At 68.0% G+C, this 24747-nt stretch carries 24 protein-coding genes, 1 tRNA gene and 1 other RNA gene; 11 read left to right on the top strand and 15 right to left on the bottom strand.

The genetic code is table 11. From position 1 onward, the window contains the following. Positions 1-57 precede the first annotated feature (57 nt). The 4 genes from cydB to ACVCL3_RS09315 all read right to left on the bottom strand — a co-directional run bounded on the left by cydB (position 58) and on the right by ACVCL3_RS09315 (position 4439). Positions 58-1068 carry a cytochrome d ubiquinol oxidase subunit II gene (cydB, locus tag ACVCL3_RS09300; protein ID WP_447101078.1) on the bottom strand — a complete coding sequence of 337 codons (1011 nt, stop codon included), beginning with the start codon at positions 1066-1068 and terminating at the stop codon, positions 58-60. A 2-nt stretch (positions 1069-1070) separates the two neighbouring features. Continuing rightward, positions 1071-2438, bottom strand: coding sequence for a cytochrome ubiquinol oxidase subunit I (locus ACVCL3_RS09305; RefSeq protein ID WP_447101079.1), 1368 nt, complete (start codon positions 2436-2438; stop codon positions 1071-1073). Between the two features lie 100 nt (positions 2439-2538). After that, positions 2539-3804 (bottom strand): aminopeptidase P N-terminal domain-containing protein, encoded by a 1266-nt coding sequence (locus ACVCL3_RS09310; RefSeq protein WP_447099591.1) that lies wholly within the window; start codon positions 3802-3804, stop codon positions 2539-2541. A 71-nt stretch (positions 3805-3875) separates the two neighbouring features. Continuing rightward, positions 3876-4439, bottom strand: coding sequence for a UPF0149 family protein (locus ACVCL3_RS09315; protein ID WP_447101080.1), 564 nt, complete (start codon positions 4437-4439; stop codon positions 3876-3878). Between the two features lie 108 nt (positions 4440-4547). Here ACVCL3_RS09315 and ACVCL3_RS09320 point away from each other — a divergent pair, with 108 nt between their 5' ends. From ACVCL3_RS09320 to rpiA, 6 genes are all read left to right on the top strand, one after another. Next, complete coding sequence (locus ACVCL3_RS09320; protein WP_136258838.1) at positions 4548-4781, top strand: TIGR02449 family protein; 234 nt, start codon at positions 4548-4550, stop codon at positions 4779-4781. A gap of 8 nt (positions 4782-4789) precedes the next feature. Next, a complete protein-coding gene (locus ACVCL3_RS09325; RefSeq protein ID WP_395121142.1) occupies positions 4790-5098 on the top strand; it encodes a cell division protein ZapA in 309 nt (102 codons plus the stop codon). Positions 5099-5163: 65 nt separating this feature from the next. After that, positions 5164-5350: non-coding RNA, 6S RNA (ssrS, locus tag ACVCL3_RS09330), on the top strand. Between the two features lie 78 nt (positions 5351-5428). Further along, entirely contained in the window at positions 5429-6061 is a 633-nt protein-coding gene (locus ACVCL3_RS09335) for a 5-formyltetrahydrofolate cyclo-ligase (protein ID WP_447101081.1), read from the top strand. After that, positions 6058-6510 (top strand): EVE domain-containing protein, encoded by a 453-nt coding sequence (locus ACVCL3_RS09340; RefSeq protein WP_395121139.1) that lies wholly within the window; start codon positions 6058-6060, stop codon positions 6508-6510. The genes ACVCL3_RS09335 and ACVCL3_RS09340 overlap by 4 nt, the downstream gene beginning before the upstream one ends. 130 nt (positions 6511-6640) lie before the next feature. Next, complete coding sequence (gene rpiA / locus ACVCL3_RS09345; RefSeq protein WP_447101082.1) at positions 6641-7282, top strand: ribose-5-phosphate isomerase RpiA; 642 nt, start codon at positions 6641-6643, stop codon at positions 7280-7282. A gap of 68 nt (positions 7283-7350) precedes the next feature. Here rpiA and ACVCL3_RS09350 read toward each other — a convergent pair whose 3' ends face one another. From ACVCL3_RS09350 to rplM, 4 genes are all read right to left on the bottom strand, one after another. Then, a complete protein-coding gene (locus tag ACVCL3_RS09350) occupies positions 7351-9273 on the bottom strand; it encodes a chloride channel protein (protein WP_395121135.1) in 1923 nt (640 codons plus the stop codon). Between the two features lie 164 nt (positions 9274-9437). Next, positions 9438-9512: transfer RNA gene (locus tag ACVCL3_RS09355), tRNA-Gln, on the bottom strand. A 13-nt stretch (positions 9513-9525) separates the two neighbouring features. Continuing rightward, positions 9526-9918, bottom strand: a complete 393-nt coding sequence (gene rpsI, locus ACVCL3_RS09360) for a 30S ribosomal protein S9 (protein ID WP_136258847.1) — start codon at positions 9916-9918, stop codon at positions 9526-9528. A 10-nt stretch (positions 9919-9928) separates the two neighbouring features. Continuing rightward, positions 9929-10357 (bottom strand): 50S ribosomal protein L13, encoded by a 429-nt coding sequence (gene rplM / locus ACVCL3_RS09365; RefSeq protein WP_136258848.1) that lies wholly within the window; start codon positions 10355-10357, stop codon positions 9929-9931. Between the two features lie 194 nt (positions 10358-10551). Here rplM and coq7 point away from each other — a divergent pair, with 194 nt between their 5' ends. Beyond that, the gene (coq7, locus tag ACVCL3_RS09370) at positions 10552-11193 is read left to right on the top strand and encodes a 2-polyprenyl-3-methyl-6-methoxy-1,4-benzoquinone monooxygenase (protein WP_395121133.1); all 642 of its coding nucleotides are present in this window, start codon (positions 10552-10554) and stop codon (positions 11191-11193) included. A gap of 7 nt (positions 11194-11200) precedes the next feature. Here the strand turns inward: coq7 and ACVCL3_RS09375 are convergent, their stop codons facing one another. From ACVCL3_RS09375 to ACVCL3_RS09390, 4 genes are all read right to left on the bottom strand, one after another. Continuing rightward, positions 11201-12517 (bottom strand): ABC transporter permease, encoded by a 1317-nt coding sequence (locus ACVCL3_RS09375; RefSeq protein ID WP_136257288.1) that lies wholly within the window; start codon positions 12515-12517, stop codon positions 11201-11203. Next, entirely contained in the window at positions 12514-13464 is a 951-nt protein-coding gene (locus ACVCL3_RS09380; RefSeq protein ID WP_447101083.1) for an ABC transporter ATP-binding protein, read from the bottom strand. The genes ACVCL3_RS09375 and ACVCL3_RS09380 overlap by 4 nt, the downstream gene beginning before the upstream one ends. Before the next feature lie 119 nt (positions 13465-13583). After that, positions 13584-14210: a trimeric intracellular cation channel family protein gene (locus tag ACVCL3_RS09385; RefSeq protein ID WP_447101084.1), complete on the bottom strand. Its 627-nt coding sequence runs from the start codon at positions 14208-14210 to the stop codon at positions 13584-13586. Between the two features lie 57 nt (positions 14211-14267). Continuing rightward, positions 14268-14594, bottom strand: a complete 327-nt coding sequence (locus tag ACVCL3_RS09390) for a hypothetical protein (protein ID WP_395121128.1) — start codon at positions 14592-14594, stop codon at positions 14268-14270. A 115-nt stretch (positions 14595-14709) separates the two neighbouring features. Here ACVCL3_RS09390 and ACVCL3_RS09395 point away from each other — a divergent pair, with 115 nt between their 5' ends. Then, positions 14710-15291 (top strand): RNA polymerase sigma factor, encoded by a 582-nt coding sequence (locus ACVCL3_RS09395; protein WP_395121126.1) that lies wholly within the window; start codon positions 14710-14712, stop codon positions 15289-15291. Then, positions 15288-15752: a hypothetical protein gene (locus ACVCL3_RS09400; RefSeq protein ID WP_447097439.1), complete on the top strand. Its 465-nt coding sequence runs from the start codon at positions 15288-15290 to the stop codon at positions 15750-15752. Before ACVCL3_RS09395 ends, ACVCL3_RS09400 begins: the two co-directional genes overlap by 4 nt. 96 nt (positions 15753-15848) lie before the next feature. Here ACVCL3_RS09400 and dapB read toward each other — a convergent pair whose 3' ends face one another. The 3 genes from dapB to aceF form a co-directional block, all read right to left on the bottom strand. Beyond that, positions 15849-16649 carry a 4-hydroxy-tetrahydrodipicolinate reductase gene (gene dapB, locus ACVCL3_RS09405; protein ID WP_447097440.1) on the bottom strand — a complete coding sequence of 267 codons (801 nt, stop codon included), beginning with the start codon at positions 16647-16649 and terminating at the stop codon, positions 15849-15851. Between the two features lie 104 nt (positions 16650-16753). Next, positions 16754-18652, bottom strand: coding sequence for a dihydrolipoyl dehydrogenase (gene lpdA, locus ACVCL3_RS09410; protein ID WP_447101085.1), 1899 nt, complete (start codon positions 18650-18652; stop codon positions 16754-16756). Positions 18653-18666: 14 nt separating this feature from the next. Further along, positions 18667-20016, bottom strand: coding sequence for a dihydrolipoyllysine-residue acetyltransferase (gene aceF, locus ACVCL3_RS09415; protein WP_447101086.1), 1350 nt, complete (start codon positions 20014-20016; stop codon positions 18667-18669). A gap of 232 nt (positions 20017-20248) precedes the next feature. On the opposite strand from aceF, the gene ACVCL3_RS09420 reads away from it, so the two are divergent. After that, positions 20249-21133 (top strand): ABC transporter ATP-binding protein, encoded by an 885-nt coding sequence (locus ACVCL3_RS09420; protein WP_447101087.1) that lies wholly within the window; start codon positions 20249-20251, stop codon positions 21131-21133. A gap of 23 nt (positions 21134-21156) precedes the next feature. Continuing rightward, positions 21157-24741, top strand: coding sequence for an ABC transporter permease/M1 family aminopeptidase (locus ACVCL3_RS09425; RefSeq protein ID WP_447101088.1), 3585 nt, complete (start codon positions 21157-21159; stop codon positions 24739-24741). Positions 24742-24747 lie beyond the last annotated feature (6 nt).

A 24747-nucleotide genomic window follows, 5' to 3' on the forward strand; every position in this document is an offset into this window, starting at 1 on the left:
CAGGGGGTGCTTTGATTTTTCTATTCCCTATTCCCCATTCCCGATTCCCTGCTCCAATCAGTGATACCCCTCGCCCGCGCGCACCTTGCCGCGGAACACGCGGTACGAGTACGCGGTATAGAACAACACCACCGGGATCATGACGGCCGCGCCGACCAGCACGAAACCCTGGCTGGAGGGTGGCGAGGCCGCGTCCCAGATGCTCATGTCGGGCGGCACGATGTTCGGCCACATGCCGGCCACCAGGCCGAGGAAGCCCAGCGCGAAAAAGCTCAGCGCGAGCACGAACGGCGCCACCTCGCGATTGGCCAGCACCGCGCGCCACAACCAGGCGGCGACTGCCACGGTGAGGATCGGCAGCGGCGACAGATACAGCAAGTTCGGCCAGGCGAACCAGCGATCCATCAACCGCGAATCGAGGAACGGCAGCCACGCGCTCACCATCACCATGAACGCGATCACCGCCAGCATCAGCGGCCGGGTCAGGTCGCGTGCGATGCGCTGCGGCCGCCCTTCGGTCTTGAGCACCAGCCAGGTGGCGCCGAGCAGGCCGTAGCCGAACACCAGCGCCATGCCGGTCATCACCGCGAACGGACTGAACCAGGCGAACGCACCATGCAGGTACTTGCCGCCCTCGGCCGGCATGCCTTCGACGATGGCGCCCAGCATCAGGCCTTGCGCGAACGCCGCGACCACCGAGCCCAGGTGGAACCCCACGCCCCAGACGCGTCGCGAGGTATGCGCCCGAAAGCGGAACTCGAACGCCACGCCGCGGAAGATCAGCGCGATCAGCATCGCCAGCACCGGCAGGTACAGGCTGGACAGGATCACCGCATAGGCGCGCGGGAACGCCGCCATCAGCCCGGCGCCGCCCATCACCAGCCAGGTCTCGTTGCCGTCCCAGATCGGCGCGGCGGTGTTCATCATCAGCTCCTGCTGCGCCTCGTCGTCGGCGAACGGAGTGAGGATGCCGATGCCGAGCACGAAGCCGTCCAGCAGCACGTACATCATGATCGCGAAGCCGATGATCAGGAACCACACCACCGGCAGCGTCGTGGCAAGGTCCATGCTCAGTCCTCCCCGCCATCGTCGACCACGGCCAGCGGCCGCGCCGCGGTGCCGAACCGCGGCGGCGCGGCCTCCGGCCCGCGGCGCAGCACCTTGAGCAGGTACCAGCTGCCGAAGCCGAACAGGATCATGTAGGTGACGAAATACACGATCAGCGAGGTCATCACGCTGGAAGCGGCCAGCACGCTGGCGGCGTCGGCCGTGCGCATCACGCCGTAGACCACCCACGGCTGGCGGCCGATCTCGGCGGTGTACCAGCCGGTGAGCAGGGCAATGAAACCGGCCGGCATCATCGCGATCCAGCAGCGCAGGTACCAGCGGTGCTCGAACAGGCGTCGGCGCCACCACAGCAGCACGCCCGTCAGTGCCAGCAGCAACATCAGCACGCCGAGGCCGACCATGATGCGGAAACTGAAGAACGGCGCGGCGACCGGCGGGCGGTCGTGCACGGGAAAATCCTTCAGCCCCCGCACTTCGCCGCTCCAGCTGTGGGTGAGGATCAGGCTGCCCAGGTGCGGCACGTCGAGCGCGTAATCGTTGCGCTCGGCCTTCTCGTCCGGCCACGCGAACAGGGTCAGCGGCACGCTTTTCCCGGTGGTCCAGCGTGCCTCGATCGCCGCCAGCTTGGCCGGCTGGTACTCGCGCACCACCAGGCCGGAGAGATCGCCCACGAAGATCTGCAACGGGATCACCAACGCCACCAGCACCAGCGCGCAGCGCAGCATCAGCCGCGCCTTGTCCTGCCAGATGCCGCGCAGCAGATACCACGCCGCCACGCCGCCGATCACCAGTGCCGTGCTCAGGAAGCACGCCAGCACCATGTGCACCAGCCGGGTCGGGAACGACGGGTTGAAGATCGCCGCCCACCAGTCGGTGGCATGGATCACCCCGCCGACGACCGCGTAGCCCTGCGGCGTTTGCATCCAGCTGTTCGCCGCCAGTATCCAGAAGCTGGAGATCAGCGTGCCCAGCGCGACCATGCAGGTGGCGAAGAAATGCGTGCGGTGGCCCACGCGATTCCAGCCGAACAGCATCACGCCGAGGAAGGTGGCCTCCAGGAAGAACGCCGTCATCACCTCGTAGTTGAGCAGCGGCCCGAGCACGTTGCCGGCCACGGTGGAGAGGCCGGCCCAGTTGGTGCCGAACTGGAAACTCATCACGATGCCCGAGACCACGCCCAGGCCGAACGAACCGGCAAACACCTTGAGCCAGAAGAAGTACAGGTCGCGCAGCATCTCGCTGCGCCGACGCAGCCACAGCGCCTCCAGGAACACCAGCCAGCTCGCCAGGCCGATGGTGAACGCGGGAAACAGGATGTGGAACGACATCACGAAACCGAACTGGATCCGCGACAGGAACTCGGCCGTCATCGTCATCGCCTGCGGCTTGGATCGCCCGACTATAAGCCGGCAAACGTGCACGCCTCGTGGTGCGCGGCGGTACGCCGCGTGGCGTTTCGCCGCGCGGGGATCAGCGCCCCGCGAGCAGCGCCTCGATCTCGACCGGGTCCTTCGGCATCGCCGCCGTCAGCACCTCGTGGCCGTCGCGGGTCACCGCCACGTCGTCCTCGATGCGGATGCCGATGCCGCGCCAGCGCTCGGCCACCGAGCGATCGTCCGGCGCCACGTACAGCCCCGGTTCCACCGTCAGCACCATGCCCGGTTCGAGCAGGCGCGATTCGCCGTCGATGCGGTAGTCGCCCACGTCGTGCACGTCAAGGCCCAGCCAGTGGCCGGTCTTGGCGGCGAAGAACCGCCGGTAGCTGCCGCTGGCGACCGCCGCGTCCGCATCGCCGTCGAGCAGGCCGAGCGCGCACAGGCCTTCGCTCAGCACGCGCACCGCCGCACCGTGCGCGGCGTTGAACGGCAGGCCGGGCCGCACCTGCTCGATCGCCGCCAGCTGCGCGGCCAGCACCACCTCGTACAGCGCGCGCTGCTCGCGGCTGTAGCGACCGTTGGGCGGAAACGTGCGGCTGATGTCCGAGGCGTAGCAATCGAGTTCCGCGCCCGCGTCGATCAACAGCAGCTCGCCCTCGCGCAGCGGTGCGCGATTGCCCTGGTAGTGCATCACGCAGGCATTCGCGCCGCCGGCCACGGTGGGCGCAAACGCGGGCACCGCGCCGTGGCGGCGGATCGTGCCCAGCAGTTCGGCTTCGACCTCGTACTCGTGACGACCCGGCCGCGCCAGCCGCAGCGCGGCCAGTTGCGCCTCCACCGCGATCGCCGCAGAAGCGCGCATCAGCTTGAGTTCGGCGCGCGACTTGAACAGGCGCAGATCGTGCAGCAAGTGGCCCAGCGCGACGAACTCCTTGGGCACCACGCCGCCGCCGCGCAACTGGCGCAGGCGGCGCATCCAGCCCAGCAATTGCGCGTCGAACGCGGGCTCGTGGCCGAAGTGGCAGTACACCCGCGCGCGGCCCTCGATCATGCCCGGCAGGATGTCGTCGATATCGTCGATCGGGAACGCATCGTCCATGCCCCAGGCCGCCACCGCCTGCTCGGTGCCGATGCTGGGGCCATGCCAGCGCTCGTGCTCGATGTCGCGCTCGCGACAGAACAGCACCGCCTCGCCATGCGCGCGTCCGGGCAGCAGCGCCAGCACGGCATCGGGCTCGGGGAAGCCGGCCAGATAGTGGAAGTCGGAGTTCTGCCGATACGGCCACGCCGCATCGGCGTTGCGCATGCGCTCGGGCGCGGCGGCCACCAGCAGCACCGCGTCGGGGCCGGCCATCTGCATCAGCTGGCGGCGGCGGCGCGCGAACTCCTCGGCGGCGATCGCAAGCCCCGCCAGGCTGGCCGTGGGAGCATTCAATGCACGGTGTTCCCGCCAACGCCATCGCGCGCGCCGCACTCGGCGAACAGCAGCATCGCCGCCATGCGCACGAATTCGTGCACCTCGATCAGCGCGTCCTCGTCCTCGCTCTCGTTGCCGAAATCGAACGAGGAGCCGGCGATCGTGCCCAAGTCGCGCAGTACCTCCTGCGCCTCGCCCGACAGCGACGCCTGGACGGCGGCGCCGGCCAGGCCGAAGCCGCCGAGAAAGCCGCGGCACCATTCCACCACGGCGTCGGCGCGTTCGTGCAGCGGGCGGTCGTCCGCCGGCAGCAGCGGCTCGAAGCCCAGCTCGGCATCGACCAGCGCCGCCTGGCTCTGCCGTGCCAGTGCATCGAGTTCGGCGCGGTCCGTGGCGGTGGGTTCGGTTGCCTCGCCATCCAGTTCCAGCACGCCGAGCAGCGCATCGCCGCCCACCGCCCCGCCACCGGCCAGGTAGCCGGTCAGCGAGCCATGCAATTCGCTGGCGCTGGTGCCCAGGCGCAGCCGCACGACCAATGCCTGCAGCTCCTCGTGGTCCATCTCGTCGGTATCGGTCACGGCGCTTGTCCTGCGGTCAGTGAGCCAAGTTTAATGCAGCCGCCGCACGCTGCCGGCAGCGTGCGCCACGAGGCGGAAATCCGCCGGCGTCCTGCTATAGTTTCGCGCATGAGCACGCCAGACCATGTTGACCCTGTCCAGCAAGAGTTGGCCGCCCTGGGCCAGCAGATGGATCGCCTGCTCGATACCGTGCGCCGGCTCAGCGAGGAGAACCGCAGCCTGCGCCAGAGCCAGGAGCAGCTTTCCGGCGAACGCGCCGGCCTGCTGGCACGCAACGAGCAGGCACGCAGCCGGGTCGAGGCGATGATCCAGCGGCTGAAATCGCTTGAGAGCAACGGTTGACCGAACCCATGTCCAGCACTGAACCGGTCGCGCTGCGACTCATCGATCGCGAATTCCTGATCGCCTGCGCGCCGGAAGAACGCGAAGGCCTGCTGGAGGCGGCCGGATACCTCGACCGCAAGATGCGCGAATTGCGCGCCCACGCCAAGGCACCGGGCTTCGAGCGCCTTGCCGTACTCGCGGCGATCAGCGTCGCGCACGAGTTCATCATCCTGCGCAAGCAGCACGAGGGGCAGAACCAGCGCCTCAGCGACGGGCTGGCCAGCCTGCGCAGCAAGCTCAGCGCGGCGCTCGAAGGCGACCCGGCCAAGTCCTGAACGGCGCGCGCCGCGCCGTGGCGAACGGTGGACATTTCCGGGCAAGCGCCTAGAATTGACCTCGGCGTTTTCTGCGGTGTTCGCCAGCACACTCTTACATTTGCCTTGTTCCTAAATACGGCCCCGGGTCGGCTCTACATCGGCTGTTGTGCATGTCCGCCGCGTGCGGAAAGCCTCGAGGCCATGTTGCCCTCCCACCTGATCCATCGTGGATCAAGGTCGTTTGGTGGGCAGCGGCATTGCGGTTTACGCCACTTGATTCCCGCCCTGTTCGTCATCCGGATTGCCGGATGACGAACAGGGCGCACCCATGACGGAGCCGAGCGACACGTGGACGCCCCCGCCCAACGCCGCGAGCTTCGCCAGCGCCTGGCCCAGCAGCGCCGCGCGCTGCCCCCCACCGAACGCATCACGGCCGCGCAGGGTCTGCGCCGCAGCCTGGAACAACTTCCGGAGTACTTCACCGACCAGCGGGTCGCCGGCTACTGGGCCAGCCACGGCGAGCTGCCGCTGAACCTGGTGATCCCGCCGCTGGCCACGCGCGGGCAGCAGTTTCTGTTGCCGGTGACCGGCCCGGGCCGGCAGCTGCGCTTTGCCGCCTGGAAGCCCGGCGACGCGGTGGAGGCCAACCGCTACGGCATTCCCGAACCGGCGCAGCCGGGCGAACTGTTCGAACCGTTCCAGCTCGACCTGGTGCTGGTCCCGTTGCTCGGCTTCGACCGCCGCGGCAACCGGCTCGGCCACGGCGGCGGCTACTACGACCGCGGCTTCGCCTTCCTCAATGAACAGGTGCGCCCCACCGAACCACTGCTGGTCGGCATCGCCTATGCGTTCCAGGAACTGCCCGAGATCGACGAGCAGGACTGGGACGTGCCGCTGGATTTCGTCGCCACCGAACGCGAACTGATCGACTGCAACCGCACCGGTCCCGACCATCCTGACTCGCCGGAGCACGCCGCATGAACCACTGGCTGATGAAGTCCGAACCGGACGCCTTCTCGATCGATGACCTGAAACGCAAGAAGCGCGAACCCTGGGACGGCGTGCGCAACTACCAGGCGCGCAACTTCATGCGCGACGGCATGCGTCCCGGCGACAAGGTGTTCTTCTACCACTCCAACTGCGCCGTACCCGGCATTGTCGGCATCGCCGAAGTGGCCACTGACGCCTACCCCGATCCCAGCCAGTTCGATCCCAAGAGCAAGTACTTCGACGCCGGCAGCTCGCGCGACAACCCGCGCTGGATGCTGGTCGACGTGAAGTTCGTGAAGAAGCTCAAGCGCACGATCAGCCTGGACGAGCTCAAGGGCGATCCCGCGCTGGAGGGCATGGCCCTGCTGCGCAAGGGCAACCGGCTGTCGGTGATGCCGGTGGAGGCGGCGCACTGGGAGTACATCCTCGCTCTCGAGTGATGACCCGCATCCACCGGGCTCCGCTCGCAGGGTGGCATTGCCCGCCCCCCGAATCGGGAGCCCCAAGAGCCGTGCTCGCCGCGCGGACTGCTGACCGCCATAATGCGGTTTTCTTCGGGACCGCACCCCCATGAGCAACGCCAACGAAAAACGCCAGGCCGGCGAAGCCGCGATCCGCTATGTCGAGGATGGCGCCATCGTCGGCGTGGGCACCGGTTCCACCGTGGCGTTCTTCATCGACGCGCTGGCCGACCTGAAGGATCGCATCCAGGGTGCGGTGTCCAGCTCGGAGCAATCCACCGCGCACTTGAAGAAGCTCGGCATCCCGGTGCTCGACCTCAACGCGACCGGCCCGCTGTCGATCTACATCGACGGCGCCGACGAGTGCGACGGGCACAAGCGGCTGATCAAGGGCGGCGGCGCGGCGCTCACGCGCGAGAAGATCGTCGCCGCGGCCAGCGACAAGTTCGTCTGCATCATCGATTCCAGCAAGCAGGTCGAGCTGCTCGGCAAGTTCCCGGTGCCGATCGAGGTGATCCCGATGGCGCGCAGCCTGATCGGCCGCGAGATCGTCAAGCTGGGCGGCAATCCGGTATGGCGCGATGGCGTGGTCACCGACAACGGCAACTGGATCATCGACGTACACGGCTGGCAGATCACCGACCCGGTAGGACTGGAGGAGAAGCTGAACCAGCTCCCGGGCATCGTCACCGTCGGCCTGTTCGCGCGCCGGCCGGCCGACGTGGTGCTGGTCGGCGATCGCGAGATGTAAGTCGGAGCGGCGCTCGCGGCGCGCCGCTGTCGTCGGTGCTCGCGGGAGGGCGGCGGGCCGTGCCTGCCCTACGCGGCGGGGCTTGGCTTGTTCGACTTGCCGAGCTTGATGTGGCGTCCGGCGTAGCGCGCCTCGCGCAGCCGCTTGCCGTGCGCGGCCAGGATGTCGCCGCGGGTGAGGATGCCGACCAGCTTGTGCGGGTCGTCCTTGCTCACCACCACCACGCGGCCTACGCTTTCGGCCACCATGTGGTCGGCCGCTTCGCGCAGCGAGTGGTTCTCGTTCACCGCGACCGGCGGGCGCGTGATCAGCTCACCCAGGGTCAGCGTGTAATGCCACTGCGGATCGAGCAGGCTGCGCCGGGTCAGCACGCCCTGCACGCGGCCGCGCTCGTCCACCACGGGGAAACCCTGGTGATGCGAGTGCGGCGCCTCGTCGTTCAGCCAGCGACGTACCTCGGCCAGCGCCTGGGTGGTCTTGAGCGTGGCCACGTCGCGCGAACAGGCCGTGCCCACGCTGACCTGCTCCAGGTAGTCGGCGGCGTATTCCGAGGGCACGCGCACGCCGCGGCGGGCGATCTTCTCGGTCATGATGGTGTTGCGCATGATCAGCGCCGAGATCAGGTAGGCCGCCGTGCAGCCGCCCAGCAGCGGCAACAGCGCCGCCGGCTGGCGCGTGGTCTCGAAGGCGAACACCACGGCGGTGAGCAGTGCGCGCGAGGAGCCGGCGAAGATCGCCGCCATGCCCACCAGCGCCGCGATGCGCAGGTCGATGTGGAATGCCGGCAGCGCGTAGTTGAAGCCGATGGCCAGCGCCGCGCCGAGCGAACCGCCGATCATGAACAGCGGCGCCAGCGTGCCGCCGGAGGTGCCGCTGCCCAGCGAGATCACCCAGGAGATGAATTTCAGCGCGCCGAAGCTGAGCAGCACGGCAAGGCCGAAATGCCCCTGCACCAGGGCGTCGATGTTGTCGTAGCCCACGCCCAGGGTGCGCGGGTCGATCCAGCCCACGAAACCGGCGACCAGTGCTCCGATGACGGGCCACCACATCCAATGGATCGGCAGTTTCTCGAACAGGTCCTCGACGCCGTACACCGCGCGGGTCACCCAGATCGAGGCGTAGCCGACCAGCCCGCCGATCAGCACGAAACCGGCCAGCGCCAGGCTGCCGGGCTCGGGCACGTCGGGCATCGGGAACACCGGCGCCGCGCCGTAGCTGGCGTAGCGCACGCCCACCGCGGTCACCGTGGCCAGCGCCACCGGGATCAGCGAACGCGGGCGCAATTCGAACAGCAGCAGCTCCACGGCCAGCACCAGCGAGGCCACCGGCGCACCGAACACCGCCGCCATGCCCGCCGCCGCGCCGGCTGCCAGCAGCACCTTGCGCTCGTTGGCGGTGACGCGCAGCAACTGCCCGATCAGCGAACCCAGCGCGCCGCCGGTGGAGATGATCGGGCCCTCGGCACCGAACGGACCGCCGGTGCCGATGGCGAAGGCGGAGGACACCGGCTTGAGCCAGGTCATCCGCGCGGGGATGTTCGATTCGTTGGTGAGGATCTGCTCCATTGCCTCGGGGATGCCGTGACCCTGGATCGCGCGCGAGCCCCAGCGCGCCATGATGCCGGCAGTCAGGCCGCCGATGGCCGGCATCAGGATCACCCAGGCGCCGATGGCAGTGCCGGCCGGCGACAACACGAACGAACCTGGCCTCGCGTTCGGCCCGATCACGTCGGAGATGCGGCCGTAGTAGCACAGGTCGGTGATGAGGTTGATCAGCAGCATCAGCAGCTGCGCCACGTAGGCCGAGGCCACGCCCAGGATCACCGCCAGCACGCTGATCAGCAGGATGCGGTGGTTGACCAGGGTGGACTTGCGCGGCATCCGCGCCGCATCCAGCGACAGCCCCAGGGCGGGGGCGATCGGTAGCGCGTCGGTGCTGCCGACCGTGCGCACGTCGGCGTGCCCGACAGGATCGTCAGTGGCTGGCGTCATCGAGGTTTCACAGCGTGGAAAGCGGGAATTTTACGCTGCTGCAATGCAGAAAAAAAGGGTAAGGCCGCGCCAGATCACGTAATTTTCTGCGAATTTGCGTATCGCTGCCACAACCGGCCGCGCCAACGAAAAAGCCCGCCGGAAGGCGGGCTTTCGATCGGATTTGGCAGCCCCGGATGGATTCGAACCACCGAATGCCTGAGTCAGAGTCAGGTGCCTTACCGCTTGGCGACGGGGCTGTAGAGCTTCAGTTTAGCGCTTGGAGAACTGGGTCGCACGACGGGCCTTGTGCAGGCCGATCTTCTTGCGCTCGACCTCGCGGGCGTCGCGGGTCACGAAACCGGCCTTGCGCAGCGGCGACTTCAGGCTTTCGTCGTACTCGACCAGCGCGCGGGCGATGCCCAGGCGGATCGCGCCGGCCTGGCCGGTGATGCCGCCACCGGCGACCGTCACCTTGATGTCGAACTTGCCGGTGCTCTCGGTCAGTTCCAACGGCTGGCGCACGATCATGCAGGAGGTCTCGCGACCGAAGAACTGCTCGAGCGACTTGCCGTTGACTTCGATGGCGCCGCTGCCCTTGCGCAGGAACACGCGGGCGGCGGAGGTCTTGCGGCGGCCAGTGCCGTAATTCTGCTGGGTCGTCATGCTCATTTCCTTAGATCTCCAGCGCCTGCGGCTGCTGTGCGGTATGCGGATGTTCGGCGCCGCCGTACACCTTGAGCTTGCGGTACATCTCGCGGCCCAGCGGGTTCTTCGGCAGCATGCCCTTGACGGCGATCTCGATCACGCGCTCCGGGTGGGTCGCCAGCAGGTCCTTCAGGCTCATGGTCTTCAGGTTGCCGACGTAGCCGGTGAAGCGGTGGTACATCTTGTCGTCCAGCTTGGCGCCGGTGACATGCACCTTCTGGGCATTGACCACGACGATATAATCGCCGGTGTCGCAATGCGGGGTGTATTCCGGCTTGTGCTTGCCGCGCAGACGACGGGCGATCTCGGTCGACAGGCGACCGAGCGTCTTGTCCGTGGCATCGACCACGAACCAGTCGCGCTTGACGTTGTCGGCATTGGCGCTGAACGTTTTCATTTCAAATACCTGTCGACCGCCGGGAGGCGGTACCCATGATGGGAAGCATGCTTCGGTGGAACAAAGGCGCAAGATGATAGCGGAGCTGTCATCCAGGGCGCAAGCCCACCGGCCGGCGAGCTGTGAGTCGGCAATGATAGCATGAACGCCGGCGGGCTTGAGAAGTCCCGCCCCTGCCCGCCGCCTGGAAGACCATGAGCATCCGTCACCTGAGCCGCCTCGATCGCCTGCTGATGGCCGGCGAACGCGCCCTGGAAGCGATCGCGGGCACGCCGCCCGCCACACGCCCCTCGCCCGCCGCCGGCATCGCCGAGTCGGACCTGGACGAGACCGAGCGCCGCCACGCCGCCGGCCTGATGCGGGTCAACCACACCGGCGAGGTCTGCGCCCAGGCGCTCTACGTGGGCCAGGCCGCGCTGGCGCGCGACGCCGACAACCGCGAACACCTGCTGCACGCCGCGAGCGAGGAGACCGACCACCTGGCCTGGTGCGCCGAACGCCTGCAGCAACTGCACAGCCGCCCCAGCCTGCTCAATCCCCTGTGGTACGCCGGCAGCTATGCCATCGGTGCCGCCGCCGCACTGGCCGGCGACCCGCTCAGCCTCGGTTTCGTGGTGGAAACCGAACGCCAGGTGGAAACCCACCTGGCCGAACACCTGGAAAAGCTGCCGCCGCAGGATGCGCGCTCGCGCGCGGTGCTGACCACCATGCAGGCCGACGAGATCCGCCACGCCGAAGCCGCGCAGCAGCGTGGCGGCATCGAGCTGCCGTTTCCCCTGCCGCAGTTGATGCACGTGAGCTCGATGCTGATGAAGACCGTCGCCTACCGCATCTGAACCCGCATCACGCCCTGATCCAGCGCCACAGCTCGCCCCACGACGGCTTCTTGCCGTACATCAGGATACCGGTGCGGTAGATCCTCGCGGCCAGCCACACGCAGGCCAGCAGGGCGAGCACCATCAGCGTCAGCGACAACACCAGTTCCATGGGCGGCACCGAGGTCAGCGACCAGCGCACGGGCATCGTGAACGGCGCGAAGAACGGGACGTAGGACATCGTCACGCCAAGCGGACCGGTCGGGTCCTTGATCAGGGCGAACACCGCGAAGAAGCCCACGATGATGAACACGGTGACGAAGATCGCGTACTGCTGGGTCTCCTGGATCGTGTTGCACATCGCGCCGATCGCCGCGTACAGCGCGCCGTAGAGCATGAAACCCAGCGCGAAATACAGCAGGAACACCACCAGCAACCCCGGCGGCATGCTCGGGATCGGGAAGCTCTGCGCCGCATCGGCGCTCATGCCGAACATGCCGGCCAGCGGCAACCGCTGGCTGCTGAGCACCAGCGCGGTGCCGCCCCAGATCCCCATCTGCGCCAGCCCGGCCAGGCCCACGCCGAGCACCTTGCCCAGCAGCATCTGGAACGGGGTCAGCGACGAGGTCAGCACCTCCATGATGCGCGAGGTCTTTTCCTCGATCACCGAGGTCATCGTCTGCTGGCCGTAGATCAGGATCGCGATGTACAGGATGAAGCCCATGAAGTACGCGATCAGGTACGACTCGGTGCCGCTCTGGCCGGTCTGCTTGCCGTCGGTGACCTTGGTGGTGTCCATGTCGGCCGGCTTCATCGCCTCCTTGAGCAGGGCCGTATCCACGCCGGACTTGGCCAGGCGCACGCCGGTCAGCGCACTCGACACCACGCGCTGCAACTTGCTCATGGCTTCCAGCGAACCGACATTGCCGCCGTAGTAGGCAAGCTTGCCGGTGGCCAGCGTCTCGTCGGTGAGCACCAGCACGCCGTTCCAGCCATCCTTCTTCTTGCTGCTGGAAAAACCGGTCTCGGCGATCAGCCCGTCGCGCACCTTGGCAAGATCATCGCCGGTAGCCGGAAACACCTGCACGGTGTAGCGCGACTTGGCGTCGGCTCCCTTGCCGATCTTTTCCGATCCGAGTGCCTGGCTGACGCGCTGGCCGAGATTCGTGGTGGAGGCGTCCACCAGCGCCACGCGGCTGGTGCGGTCGCCGCCGCTCATCATCAGCGCGGGCAACAGCACCATCGCCACCATGAACACCGGCAGCAGCACGGTGGAAATCACGAACGCCTTGGTCCGCACGCGTTCGACGAACTCGCGGCGGACAACGGCAATGATCTTCTTCATGCGGCGACTCCGGCGTGGGCGGTGGCGGCTTCGGTGCCGACCTTGGCGATGAAAATGGCATGCAGCGACGGTTCGACCACCTCGAACCGGCGCAGGCCGACGCCTTCGCGCACCAGCGCCGCGAGCAGTTGTTCGGGGTCGGCGCCATCGGCCATCTGCAGCTCGGCGGAGGCACCATAATCGTCGACGCGGGCGATCAGCGCGCGATCGGCCAGGATGTTCGCGGCGCGCGCCTTGTCGTGGGTGAAGCCCAGCGCCACGTGGCGCCCGCCGAAATCCTCCTTGACCTGCGCCACCGTGCCGTTCACCACCATCTCGCCGCGCGCGATGATCGCGATGCGGTCGCACATGCGCTCGGCCTGCTCCATCACGTGGGTGGAGAACAGCACGGTGCGGCCCTCGGCGGCGATCGCCACCACGATGTCCTTCATCACCTGCGCATTGACCGGGTCGAGGCCGGAGAACGGTTCGTCGAGGATCACCAGCTCGGGCTCGTGCAGCAGCGCGCCGGCGAACTGCACCTTCTGCTGCATGCCCTTGGACAGGTCCTCGACCTTCTTCTGCGCCCAGTCGCTGACGCCGAGCCGCTCCAGCCAGGCCTGCGCGCGCTTGCGCGCGTCGGCGCGGCCGATGCCCTTGGTCTCGCCCAGGAAGATCAGGTGGTCGAGCACCTTCATCTTCTTGTACAGCCCGCGCTCTTCCGGCAGGTAGCCGATGCGCTGGGACAGCGCGCGGCTGTTGTGCGGCGAGTCGAACAGCACGATCCTGCCTTCGTCCGGCTCCAGGATGCCCATGATCAGGCGGATCGTGGTGGACTTGCCGGCGCCGTTGGGGCCAAGCAGCCCGAAGATGCCGCCGCCGGGGATTTCCATGGACAGGCGATTCACCGCCGTGTGCCCGGAAAAACGCTTGGTGACGGACTCGATGCGCACGCTCGCTGCAGTCATGTAGCAGTTCCCTGGAATGACGGGCTCCCCGCCCGAATCCGGAAAACTAGCATGCGATGCCAACCGGGCAAAGGTGACCAATGGCAGTGCGTGCCGCGCACGGGAGGAAGAGCGGCACGTCAGTGCGGCTTGCTGCGTCCGAAGCGCGGCAGGTTCCAGTGCAGGCGCAGCGACAGGAAGCGCAGGCCGAAGCACACCAGGATCGGCAGCCAGGTCGCCCACACCGCCGGCCAGTGGAGATGTTCGCCAAGCACCGTCAGTGCGGCGCCGATCAGCGCCGCCGAAGCGTAGATCTCCCGCTGCAGCACGATCGACACGCGGGTCAGCAGCACGTCGCGCGCCATGCCGCCGCCGACCGCGGTGACGATGCCGAGCAGGATCGCGACCTCGGCGTTGTTGCCGTACGCCAGCGCCTTGTGCGCGCCATACACCGCGAACAGGCCCAGCCCCATCGCATCGAACAGCCGCACCGGATAGGTCAGCCGCTCCACCCACGGATAGGCCACGATGGTCAGCAGCGCGGCGACCACGGCGGTGAACAGGTAGCGCCAGTCCGACAGGCCGGCCGGCGGGATCGCGCCGATGCACAGGTCGCGCGCGATGCCGCCGCCGCACGCGGTGATGAAGGCGATTGCCAGGATGCCGAACAGATCGAGGTTGCCGCGCCTGGCTGCGGTCGCGCCGCTGATCGCGAACGCGAACGTGCCGGCCAGGTCCACCAGGTTGAACAGCAGTTGTTCGTTCACGCGACCGGCTCATGCGGGCATGCCGACAGCGCGGCGATGCCCGCCATTGAACCAGCTTCAGGCGAGCTTGCGCGAGATCGCGAAGAACGCCAGGTTGCCCAGGCCGGTGGCGCCGGCCAGCACGGCGACCATGCCGGGGGTGACGTCCTGCCAGCCGAACCACTGGATCAGGCCGAAGCCGAGCGCCAGCGCGACCAGCACGATGCCCCAGCGCAACGAGGAATGGCGCCGGCGCAGCTCCTCGTCGCGCAGCACCGAGTCGACCAGATCCGCCGAACCACCGGCGGCGACCATGCGCTGGCGCACCCGCGCGTCGACCACGACCTTGATGGCATAGGCAATGCAGACGAACAGGCTGATCGGGATCAGGGCTTCGAAATTCATGGGGTGACTCCTCGGTGGCGGATGGTGGACCTTCGTGACCTTGGATACGGGCTTTCACCGAACGGTTGCAGCAAGATCGCCGCAACCGTTTCCCGCCGGCACGTATCCATTGCCCATGGATGACATCCGCAGCAGCCCCGACCGCGAGCTGGTCGACGCCGTGCTGGCCAACCGGCCGGGCGCGTTCGAACGCCTCGTGCGCGAACACCAGGGGCTGTGCTGGCACATCATCCAGCGCATGGTGCGCAACCCGGAGGACGCGCGCGAGCTGTGCCAGGACACCTTCCTGCGCGTGCACCAGTGCCTGCACCAGTACCGCGGCGAGAGCGCGCTGAAATCCTGGATCGGCCGCGTGGCGTACACCATCGCGCTGCGCCACCTGCAGCACAAGCGCATTGCGCTGGTCGAGCCCAGCGACGACAGCGACGACTACGCGCTGGTGGAAAACATCGGCGACGGCTTCGACCTGGAGGCGGCCTGCGCGGATGAGGAAACGGCGCGGCACCTACACGCCGCGATCGAGCAGTTGCCGCCCCTGCAGCGCACGCTGCTGACCCTGTACTACCTCGAAGAGGCCACCATTCCGGAGATCGCCCGGATGACAGGACTGGCCAACGGCACCATCAAGAGCCACCTGTTCCGCTCGCGCCTGCGCCTGCGCGGTGCGCTCGAAACACGGACCGGAGTTGCAGCATGATCCAGCACATCGACGACCACATCCCGCCCTTCGACGACGCCGCGCAGGAGCGCGAATGGCTGGCGCAGGAAAACGCCATGCGGCGCGAGCGCCTGCAGCTCGACTCCACCGGCGACGATGCGCGCAGCCGACGCTACCGCCTGCTCGCGCGCACCCTGCGCGAACCGTTGCCGGACGCGCTGCCGGCGGATTTCGCGCGACAGCTGGCTGCGCGGGTCGCGGCCGGTCCCGCCGGTCGCTCGGTCGAATCCCTGCTGGCGCTGGCGCTGGCGATTGCCCTGGCCGTGGCCGCGGGCGCGGTGGTGGCGATCTACGGCGGCACCTGGCTGCCCTCGTTCGCGGCGCTGCTGCCGGCCCCGCACGCCCCGGCCACGCACTGGCTGCTGGCGCTGGGCGGCTGCCTCGGCGCGTCGTGGCTGCTGGGACTATGGCAGCGGCAGATAGGGAAGCGGCCAAACTGAGCCGGCCACGATGCCCTTCCACCCGGCTTGCAGGAGCCTGCTGGCGGGCGATGCTCTTCGTCGCGTGACGTAAAAGCATCGCCCGCCAGCGGGCTCCTACAGATCCAGCACGGCGTCCAGCCCGCGGTGCAGGCCGAGCAGGCCGGGCGCCTTGCGAATCGCCAGCAGCGCGCCGTCCACGTAGGGCTTGGCGCTGCCGCCGGCGTTGTGGCGGATCGTCAGGGTCTGGTCCGGCAGGCCGAAGATCGCCTCGGCGCCGAGCACGAAACCGGGCAGGCGCAACGCGTGCACCTGGCTGCCGGCCAGCGTGCCGCCACGCGTCTCGCGCAGGCCGACCGTCCGCTCCAGCGGCACCTCCAGCTGCGGCTGGCGCACCTTGCCCATGCGCGTGGCCAGCTCGCGCACGGTGCCGCTGGGCGCGTCCGGCTTGCCGGCGCCGGCGTAGTCGATGAGTTCCCACTGCGGGATCAGCTTGGCCGCCATCTCGGCGAACTTGATCAGCAGCACTGCGGTCAGCGCGAAGTTGCCGCAGGCCAGCACGCCGCGCCGCCGCTCGCGCGCCAGCGCGTCGATCTGCGCGTAATCCGCGTCGGTGAGGCCCGAGGTGCCCACCACCACGTGCGCGCCCTGCTCCAGCGCAGCGAGGATGTTCGCCTTGGCGCTGTCCGGATGGGTGTACTCGACAAACACGTCGCAGGGTTGCGCCAGTGCCTCGGTGGTCGTGGCGAACACCGGCGCCGCCAGCCGCGGTTCGCCCAGCACGTCACCGAGCAGCTGCCCGGCATGGCGACGCGACACCGCGCTCAGCAGTGCCAGGTCCCCGGCCGCGGCGATGCCACGGGCGAGTTCGGAGCCGGCCCATCCCGTGGCGCCGGCGACGCATACCTTCAATGACATGGCGGCCTCGCTGCCTTGAGCGCCCGGCGCTCGCGCTACCTTACGGATCTGCCCGCGGAAAAGCCCGGATCACCCCGGGCTTCCGTTTTCCGCCACCGCCCTGCCTACTTCTTCTTCGGCAGGTACAGGTCGGTGATGGTGCCTTCGTAGACTTCCGCCGCCATGCCGACCGACTCGCCCAGGGTGGGATGCGGATGGATGGTGAGCGCGATGTCGGCCGCCTCGGCACCCATCTCGATCGCCAGCGCCAGCTCGGAGATCAGGTCGCCGGCGTGCACGCCGACGATGCCGGCGCCGACGATGCGGTGGGTGTCTTCGTCGAAGATCAGCTTGGTGAAACCCTCGGTGCGGTCGATGCCGATGGCACGGCCCGAGGCGCCCCACGGGAACTTGCCGACGCCGACCTTCAGGCCCTTCTCCTTCGCCTCGCGCTCGGTCACGCCGACCCAGGCGATTTCCGGGTCGGTGTAGGCGACCGACGGGATCACCCGCGCGTCGAAGTGGCTCTTCTGCCCGGCCACGGCCTGCGCCGCGACGTGCGCCTCGTGGGTGGCCTTGTGCGCCAGCATCGGCTGGCCGACCAGGTCGCCGATGGCGTAGATGTGCGGCACGTTGGTGCGCATCTGCGTGTCGACGTTGATGAAGCCGCGCTCGCTCACCGCCACGCCGGCCTTGTCCGCGCCGATCGTGTTGCCGTTCGGCGAGCGGCCCACCGCGACCAGCACGCGGTCGAACAGCGTGGTCTCGGGGATGCTGTCGCCCTCGTAGCCGACCTCGATTCCCTTCTTCGTCGCCTTGGCGCTGACCACCTTGGTCTTCAGGTGCACGCCCTTGAGCCTGCTGCCCAGCCGCTTGGCCAGCGGCCTGATCAGGTCGGCGTCGGCGCCGGGGATCAGCTGGTCCATGAACTCGACCACGGTCACCGCGCTGCCCAGTGCCGAGTACACCGTGGCCATTTCCAGCCCGATGATGCCGCCGCCGACGACCAGCAGGTTCTTCGGCACGTCCTTGAGTTCCAGCGCGCCGGTGGAATCCACCACGCGCTCGTCGTCCCACGGGAACGCCGGGAGCTTCACCGACTGCGAACCGGCGGCGATGATCGCGTGCTCGAAGCGGATCAGCTTCGTGCCTTCGGCCGTCTGGACTTCCATCTCGTGCGGCGACACGAACATGCCGGTGCCCACGAGCGTGCGCACCTTGCGCTGCTTCGCCATCGTGGCGAGGCCGCCGGTGAGCTGGCCGACCACCTTGCTCTTGAAGCTGCGCAGCTTGTCGAGGTCGATCTTCGGTGCGCCGAAGCTGACGCCGTGCGCGGCCATCGCCGCGGCCTCGTCGATCACCGCGGCGGCATGCAGCAGTGCCTTGGACGGGATGCAGCCCACGTTGAGGCAGACGCCGCCGAGCGTGCCATAGCGCTCCACCAGCACGGTGTCGACGCCGAGGTCGGCGGCGCGGAACGCGGCCGAATAGCCGCCGGGGCCGGAGCCGAGCACGACCAGCTGACACTCGATGTCGGCGGGCTTGGACGATGCCGCTGCCGCCTGCGGCGCCTTCGCTTCCTCTCTCCCCTGGAGAGAAGATTGAGGTGAGGGGTGGGTGCTCGCAGGAGGCTGGCTGCTCTTGGTCGCTTCTTCGTTGGGGCTGCCCGGCGACCCCGCACCCTCACCCCTGCCCTCGGCAATTGCTCCTTGCATTGCTCTACCTCCCGCATCCTTGCGGTCGTCTCCCGAAGCGGGAGAGGGGGACGGCGAGACGGCTGCGCCGTCGGTTTCCAATACGGCGATCACCGCACCCTCGGAAACCTCGTCGCCCACCTTGAGCTTCAGCTCCCTGATCACGCCGGCGGCGCTGGAGGGAATCTCCATGGTCGCCTTGTCCGACTCCAGCGTGATCAGGCTCTGTTCCGTCGCCACCGTGTCGCCGACTTTCACCAGCACTTCGATCACCGGCACGCTGTCGTGGCCGCCGATGTCGGGAACCTTGATCTCGATCGTGTTCGCCATGGTCATCGCCCCCGTCAGAGCAGCAGCCGGCGGATGTCGCCGAGCTGATTGGCGAGGAAGCTGGCGAAGCGCGCGGCGAGCGCGCCGTCGATCACCCGATGGTCGTACGACAGCGACAGCGGCAGGATCAGCCGCGGCGCGAATTCCTTGCCGTTCCACACCGGCTTGGTCACCGACTTGGAGACGCCGAGGATGGCCACTTCCGGCGCGTTGACGATCGGCGTGAAGTAGGTGCCGCCGATGCCGCCGAGCGAGCTTATCGAGAAGCAGCCGCCGGACATCTCGGCCGGGCCGAGCTTCTTGTCGCGCGCCTTCTTCGAGATCTCGGCCAGGTCGCGGGCCAGGTCGAGCAGGCCCTTCTTGTCGCAATCGCGGATCACCGGCACCACCAGGCCGTCGGGCGTGTCCACCGCGATGCCGATGTGGAAGTACTTCTTCAGGATCAGCTTCTCGCCCGAGTCGTCGAGCGAGGCGTTGAACTGCGGAAACGCCTTCAGCGCGGCCACCACCGCCTTGATCTGGAACACCAGCGGGCTGATCTTCAGCTCCTTGTTCTCGGCGCCGAGCTGCTTGCGGAACGCCTCCATCTCGGTGATGTCGGCGTCCTCGTGCTGGGTGACGTGCGGGATCATCGCCCAGTTGCGCGCCAGGTTCGCGCCGGAGATCTTCTGGATGCGCGACAGCGGCTTCTCCTCGATCGCGCCGAACTTGGCGAAGTCGACCTTCGGCCACGGCAGCAGGCTGAGGCCGCCGACCGCAGCGCTGGCCCCGCCCGACGGCCGCGCACCGGAGGCCAGCGCATGCTTGACATAGCCGCTGACATCGTCGCGCTGGATGCGCCCACCACGGCCGCTGCCCTTGACCTGGCGGATGTCCACGCCCAGCTCGCGCGCGAAGGCGCGCACGGCGGGACTGGCATACGGCGCGTCGCCGGGCATCACGATGCTGGCATCCATCGGCGGGCGCGCCTGCGGCGACACGTCGCCTTCGGGCGCGTGGCCCGGCTGGGCGGCCGGGGCGGCGACGGGGGCGGGCTTCGGTTCGGCGGGGGCAGGCGCGGAAGCCGCCGGAGCCGGAGCCGGCGCTGCGGCGGCAGGCTTGGCGGCAGGCGCTTCGGCGGCTGCGCCGTCGGCTTCGATGAGGGCGATCACCGCGCCCTCGGAAACCTCGTCGCCCACCTTGAGCTTCATCTCCTTGATGGTGCCGGCGAACGGCGCGGGCACTTCCATCGTGGCCTTGTCCGATTCAAGCGTGACCAGGCTCTGGTCCTTCTCGACCCTGTCGCCGGCCTTGACCAGTACTTCGATGACGGGCACGCCGTCGTGGCCGATGTCGGGGACGCGGGCTTCTTTGAGGTCGGCCATGATGACTCCTGCAAGGCTTTTGGTGCGGCGCTCGGGGATGGCGCGGCGCCAGTCAAGACGTCAATCATAACCAAGGCGCGCGCGGTGCGCCCGGGCGGCGCCATGCCGGGCCATACCAACGGCACCTTCCATTCGCAGGCGTATGCATTACCTTGAGCGGGCGCGGCGTTCGCGTTCGTGCCCTACCCTGATGCCATGACAAGCCGCAGCACGCGGCACAGGAACCTTCTCGATGCTGATCCTGCGTGACCTTTCGAAGACCTACGCCAATGGCGTCCGGGCGCTGCGCGGCGTATCGCTGGACATCCCGGCCGGCATGTTCGGCCTGCTCGGTCCCAACGGCGCGGGCAAGTCCTCGCTGATGCGCACCATCGCCACGCTGCAGGACCCGGACGAAGGCACCATCACGCTGGACGACATGGACCTGCTCGCCGACAAGCAGGCCACCCGCCGCCTGCTTGGCTATCTGCCGCAGGAGTTCGGCGTGTATCCGAAAGTCTCGGCCGAGGCCATGCTGGAGCACTTCGCCGTGCTCAAGGGCGTCACCGTGAAGGGCGAGCGGCGCGAGCTGGTCGAGGCGCTGCTGCGCCAGGTCAACCTGTGGGACGTGCGCAAGCGCAAGCTCGGCACCTACTCCGGCGGCATGCGCCAGCGCTTCGGCATTGCCCAGGCGCTGATCGGCGAACCGCGCCTGATCATCGTCGACGAGCCCACCGCGGGCCTCGATCCGGAAGAACGCAACCGCTTCCTCAACCTGCTCGCCGAGCTGGGCGAGCGGATGGTGGTGATCCTGTCCACCCACATCGTGGAGGACGTCACCGACCTGTGCTCGCGCATGGCGATCATCGGCCAGGGCCAGGTGCTGCTGACCGGCGAACCGTACGAGGCGATCCGTGCGCTGGAGGGCAGGGTCTGGCGGCGCAGCATCGACAAGGCCGAGCTGGACGGCTACCGCGCGCGCATGAACATCCTCTCCACGCGCCTCGCCGCGGGGCGCACCCTGCTGCACGTGCTCGCCGACGAGCGGCCCGAAGCGGGCTTCGAACCGGTGGCGCCGGACCTGGAAGACGTCTACTTCGGCCGCCTGCGCGCGCAGGCCACCGCGCGCGCCGCCTGACGTCGCCCATCGGGAAGGAAGCCATGTTGCTCGAAATCCTCCGCTTCGAATGGCGCCAGCAGCTCAGGGCGCCGCTGTTCTGGGTCATCCTCGCCGCCGCCGTGGGCATCGCCTTCGCACTGGCCAGCACCGATGCCATCGTGGTGGCCGGCGCCACCGGCAACGTGACGCGCAACGCGCCACTGGTGATCGCGCGCCTGCTCGACGTGATGACGGTGTTCAGCATCCTGCTGGTGGTGGTGTTCATCGCCGCCGCCGCCACGCGCGATTTCGAGCAGAACACGGCGGAGCTGCTGTTCGCCACGCCGATGAGCCGCAAGGCCTTCCTCGGCGGGCGCTTTCTGGCCGGCTACCTGGTGCTGGTGGCGATCCTCGCCGCCTGCGCGCTGGCCATTGCGCTGGGCGGCGCGATGCCGTGGGTGGACGCCGCGCGCATGGGCGCGCCCGACTGGCGCGGCTACGCCTGGGGCTTCGGCGTGCTGGTGCTGCCCAATCTGCTGTTCATCGCCGCGTTGCTGTTCCTGCTGGCCACGGTCACGCGCTCGCTGCTGGCCAGCTACATCGGCGTGATCGCCTACTTCGTGCTGCAAGGCATCGTCGGCGCACTCAGCCGCGACCTCGACAACCGCTGGCTCGCGGCGATGCTCGATCCCTTCGGCGGGCGCACCGTTGGCCTGGTCACCCGCTACTGGACGGCCGAGCAGACCAACCACCTGCTGCCCGCGCTGGATGGCGTGCTGCTGTTCAACCGCCTGCTGTGGCTGGCGGTGTCGGCGCTGCTGCTGGTGGCCGCGTTCGCGCTGTTCCGCACCGACCGCGAAGGCCTGAAGCTGCCGCGGCGCAAGAAACGCGCGGAGCCGCCGATGCTGCGCCCGCAGGCCGGCAGCAGCGCGCTCGCGTTGCCGAAAGTTTCCATCGGCAACGACCGTCGCGCACGACTGGCGCAGCTGCGTGCACAGTTCGTGTTCGACACGCTGGGCGTGCTGCGCGGCGCCGCGTTCCTGGTGCTGCTGCTGCTGGCGCTGGCGGTGATGTTCGTCTCGCTGTCGACGGCCGGCCTGGTCTACGGCACGCCGGTATGGCCGGTCACCCACCAGGTGCTCGCCACCATCAACGGCAGTTTCAGCCTGTCGCTGATGATCGTGGTGATCTTCTACGCCGGCGAACTGGTGTGGCGCGAACGCACGCACGGCATGGCCGGAGTGAGCGACGCCTTCCCCGCGCCCGACTGGGTGGCGATGCTGGCGAAGCTCGGCGCGCTGCTCGCGGTGATCGTCTTGATGCTTCTTGCCGGCGCCCTGGTCGGCATGGGCTGGCAACTCGCCCACGGCTACACGCATATCGAACCGTGGCTGTATCTGCGCATGCTGGGGTTGTACGCGATCCCGTTCGTGCTGGTGGCGGCGCTGGCGCTGTTCCTGCAGGTGGTCTGCAACCACAAGTTCGCCGCGTATCTGCTCAGCATCCTGTGGCTGGTCAGCTCACTGGCTTTCAGCCTGCTGCATTGGGAAGACAACCTCTACAACTACGGCAGCGCGCCCAGCGTGCCGTACTCGGACATGAACGGCTTCGGCCATTTCATCGTCGGCGCGCTGTGGTTCAACGCGTACTGGGGCTGCCTGGCGCTGGCCCTGCTGGTGCTCGCCGCGCTGTTGTGGGTGCGCGGCACCGGTGCCGGCTGGCGCGGCCGCCTGCGCGAGGCGCGCGCGCGGGCGAACCCGGCGCTGGCCGCGGTGCTGACGTTGTCGCTGCTCGGCTTCGCCGGGCTGGGCGGCTTCATCTACTACAACACCCACGTGCTCAACACCTACACCAGCAGCACGGAGCAGAAACGCGAACAGGCCGACTACGAAAAGCGCTATGCGGAATACGCCACGATGCCGCAGCCGCGCATCACGGCAGTCAAGGCCGACGTGGACATCTACCCCTACCGGCGCAAGCTGCTCATCCGCGGGCACTACACCCTCACCAACAAGCTCGCGGTGCCGGTGACCGAGCTGTTCGTGAACCATGCCGACGGCTTCGCGCCCACGAGGCTGGACTTCGCGCCGCACGACACGGTGAAGCAGGACAAGCGCCTCAACGTGACCATCTACCGGCTCAGGACGCCGCTGGCGCCTGGCGCGTCGATGTCCTTCGACTTCACCCTCGACTACGCACCCAGGGGCTTCACCAACGACTCGGGCGAAACCTTCCTGGTGCACAACGGCACCTTCTTCAACAACCAGACGCTGCCCCAGTTCGGCTACCAGAGTCGGTTCCAGCTCACCGACCGCAATGACCGCAGGAAGTACGGCCTCAGGCTCGACGTGCCGCGCATGCCGCCGCTGGGCGACCAGGCCGCGCGCGCCAACACCTACATCAGCCACGACGCCGACTGGATCAGCTTCGACACCACGGTGTCGACGGCCGCCGACCAGATCGCGCTGGCGCCGGGCACGCTGCAGAAGGAGTGGGTGCAGGGCGATCGCCGCTACTTCCATTACGTGATGCAGCAGCCGATGCTGAACTTTTTCGCCTATCTTTCCGCGCGCTATGCCGTGAAGAGCGAAGATGTCGGCGGGGTGAAGGTGTCGGTCTATCACGACCCCGCGCATGCCTTCAACGTGGACCGCATGCTGGAGAGCGCGCGCGATTCGCTTGCCTACTACGACAGCCACTACACGCCGTACCAGTTCAAGCAGCTGCGCATCCTGGAGTTCCCGGGCTACATGGCGTTCGCGCAGAGTTTCGCCAACACCATTCCGTTCTCCGAATCCATCGGATTCATCGCCGACCTGCGCGACAAGAGCCGCATCGACTACGTCTATGACGTCACCGCGCACGAGATCGCGCACCAGTGGTGGGCGCACCGGGTGATCGGCGCCGACATGCAGGGCTCGACCATGCTCAGCGAATCGCTGTCGCAGTACAGCTCGCTGATGGTGCTCAAGCACAAGTACGGCGCCGACCACATGCGCAAGTTCCTCAAGTACGAGCTGGACATGTACCTCACCGGACGCGCCACGGAGAAGGTGGCCGAGGAGCCGCTGGCCAAGGTGGAGAACCAGCCCTACATCCACTACCGCAAGGGCTCGCTGATCTTCTACGCGCTGCAGGACTACGTGGGTGAGGACAGGCTCGACGCCTTCCTCAAGCAGTTCCTCGTCGACTACGGCTTCCAGCAGCCGCCCTACGTGACCTCGAAGATCTTCGTCGACGCGCTGGGCAAGTACCTCGGCCCGACGTGGCAGCCGATGCTGGACGACTTCTTCTGGAAGATCACCCTGTTCGACAACCGCATGACCGACGCCACCGCGAAGAAACTGCCCGACGGCAAGTACGAGGTGACCATGAAGCTGCACGCCGGCAAGATCCACGTCGACGGCAAGGGCAAGGAAACCCGCGGGAAGATCGACTTCCCGATCGAGGTCGGCGTGTTCGCCGCGCCCGCAGGCGCCGGCATCGAAGGCAAGCCGCTGTACCTGGAGAAACGGATGATCGGTGACGGCGACAGCACCGTCACCGTCACCGTCGACGGCAAGCCCGCGGTGGCCGGCATCGACCCGTACAACAAGCTGATCGACAAGGTCTCCAGTGACAACCGGCGTGCGGTGACGCTGCAGTAGCGTCCG

The organism is Rhodanobacter sp. UC4437_H4 (assembly GCF_052978425.1).

Excerpts from the sequence above, each read along its gene's own strand:
- cydB (WP_447101078.1), bottom strand. The coding sequence starts at position 1,068 with ATGGACCTTGCCACGACGCTGCCGGTGGTGTGGTTCCTGATCATCGGC.
- ACVCL3_RS09305 (WP_447101079.1), bottom strand. The coding sequence starts at position 2,438 with ATGACGGCCGAGTTCCTGTCGCGGATCCAGTTCGGTTTCGTGATGTCG.
- ACVCL3_RS09310 (WP_447099591.1), bottom strand. The coding sequence starts at position 3,804 with ATGCAGATGGCCGGCCCCGACGCGGTGCTGCTGGTGGCCGCCGCGCCC.
- ACVCL3_RS09320 (WP_136258838.1), top strand. The coding sequence starts at position 4,548 with ATGAGCACGCCAGACCATGTTGACCCTGTCCAGCAAGAGTTGGCCGCC.
- ACVCL3_RS09325 (WP_395121142.1), top strand. The coding sequence starts at position 4,790 with ATGTCCAGCACTGAACCGGTCGCGCTGCGACTCATCGATCGCGAATTC.
- ACVCL3_RS09340 (WP_395121139.1), top strand. The coding sequence starts at position 6,058 with ATGAACCACTGGCTGATGAAGTCCGAACCGGACGCCTTCTCGATCGAT.
- rpiA (WP_447101082.1), top strand. The coding sequence starts at position 6,641 with ATGAGCAACGCCAACGAAAAACGCCAGGCCGGCGAAGCCGCGATCCGC.
- ACVCL3_RS09350 (WP_395121135.1), bottom strand. The coding sequence starts at position 9,273 with ATGACGCCAGCCACTGACGATCCTGTCGGGCACGCCGACGTGCGCACG.
- rpsI (WP_136258847.1), bottom strand. The coding sequence starts at position 9,918 with ATGACGACCCAGCAGAATTACGGCACTGGCCGCCGCAAGACCTCCGCC.
- rplM (WP_136258848.1), bottom strand. The coding sequence starts at position 10,357 with ATGAAAACGTTCAGCGCCAATGCCGACAACGTCAAGCGCGACTGGTTC.
- coq7 (WP_395121133.1), top strand. The coding sequence starts at position 10,552 with ATGAGCATCCGTCACCTGAGCCGCCTCGATCGCCTGCTGATGGCCGGC.
- ACVCL3_RS09375 (WP_136257288.1), bottom strand. The coding sequence starts at position 12,517 with ATGAAGAAGATCATTGCCGTTGTCCGCCGCGAGTTCGTCGAACGCGTG.
- ACVCL3_RS09380 (WP_447101083.1), bottom strand. The coding sequence starts at position 13,464 with ATGACTGCAGCGAGCGTGCGCATCGAGTCCGTCACCAAGCGTTTTTCC.
- ACVCL3_RS09390 (WP_395121128.1), bottom strand. The coding sequence starts at position 14,594 with ATGAATTTCGAAGCCCTGATCCCGATCAGCCTGTTCGTCTGCATTGCC.
- ACVCL3_RS09395 (WP_395121126.1), top strand. The coding sequence starts at position 14,710 with ATGGATGACATCCGCAGCAGCCCCGACCGCGAGCTGGTCGACGCCGTG.
- ACVCL3_RS09400 (WP_447097439.1), top strand. The coding sequence starts at position 15,288 with ATGATCCAGCACATCGACGACCACATCCCGCCCTTCGACGACGCCGCG.
- dapB (WP_447097440.1), bottom strand. The coding sequence starts at position 16,649 with ATGTCATTGAAGGTATGCGTCGCCGGCGCCACGGGATGGGCCGGCTCC.
- lpdA (WP_447101085.1), bottom strand. The coding sequence starts at position 18,652 with ATGGCGAACACGATCGAGATCAAGGTTCCCGACATCGGCGGCCACGAC.
- aceF (WP_447101086.1), bottom strand. The coding sequence starts at position 20,016 with ATGGCCGACCTCAAAGAAGCCCGCGTCCCCGACATCGGCCACGACGGC.
- ACVCL3_RS09420 (WP_447101087.1), top strand. The coding sequence starts at position 20,249 with ATGCTGATCCTGCGTGACCTTTCGAAGACCTACGCCAATGGCGTCCGG.
- ACVCL3_RS09425 (WP_447101088.1), top strand. The coding sequence starts at position 21,157 with ATGTTGCTCGAAATCCTCCGCTTCGAATGGCGCCAGCAGCTCAGGGCG.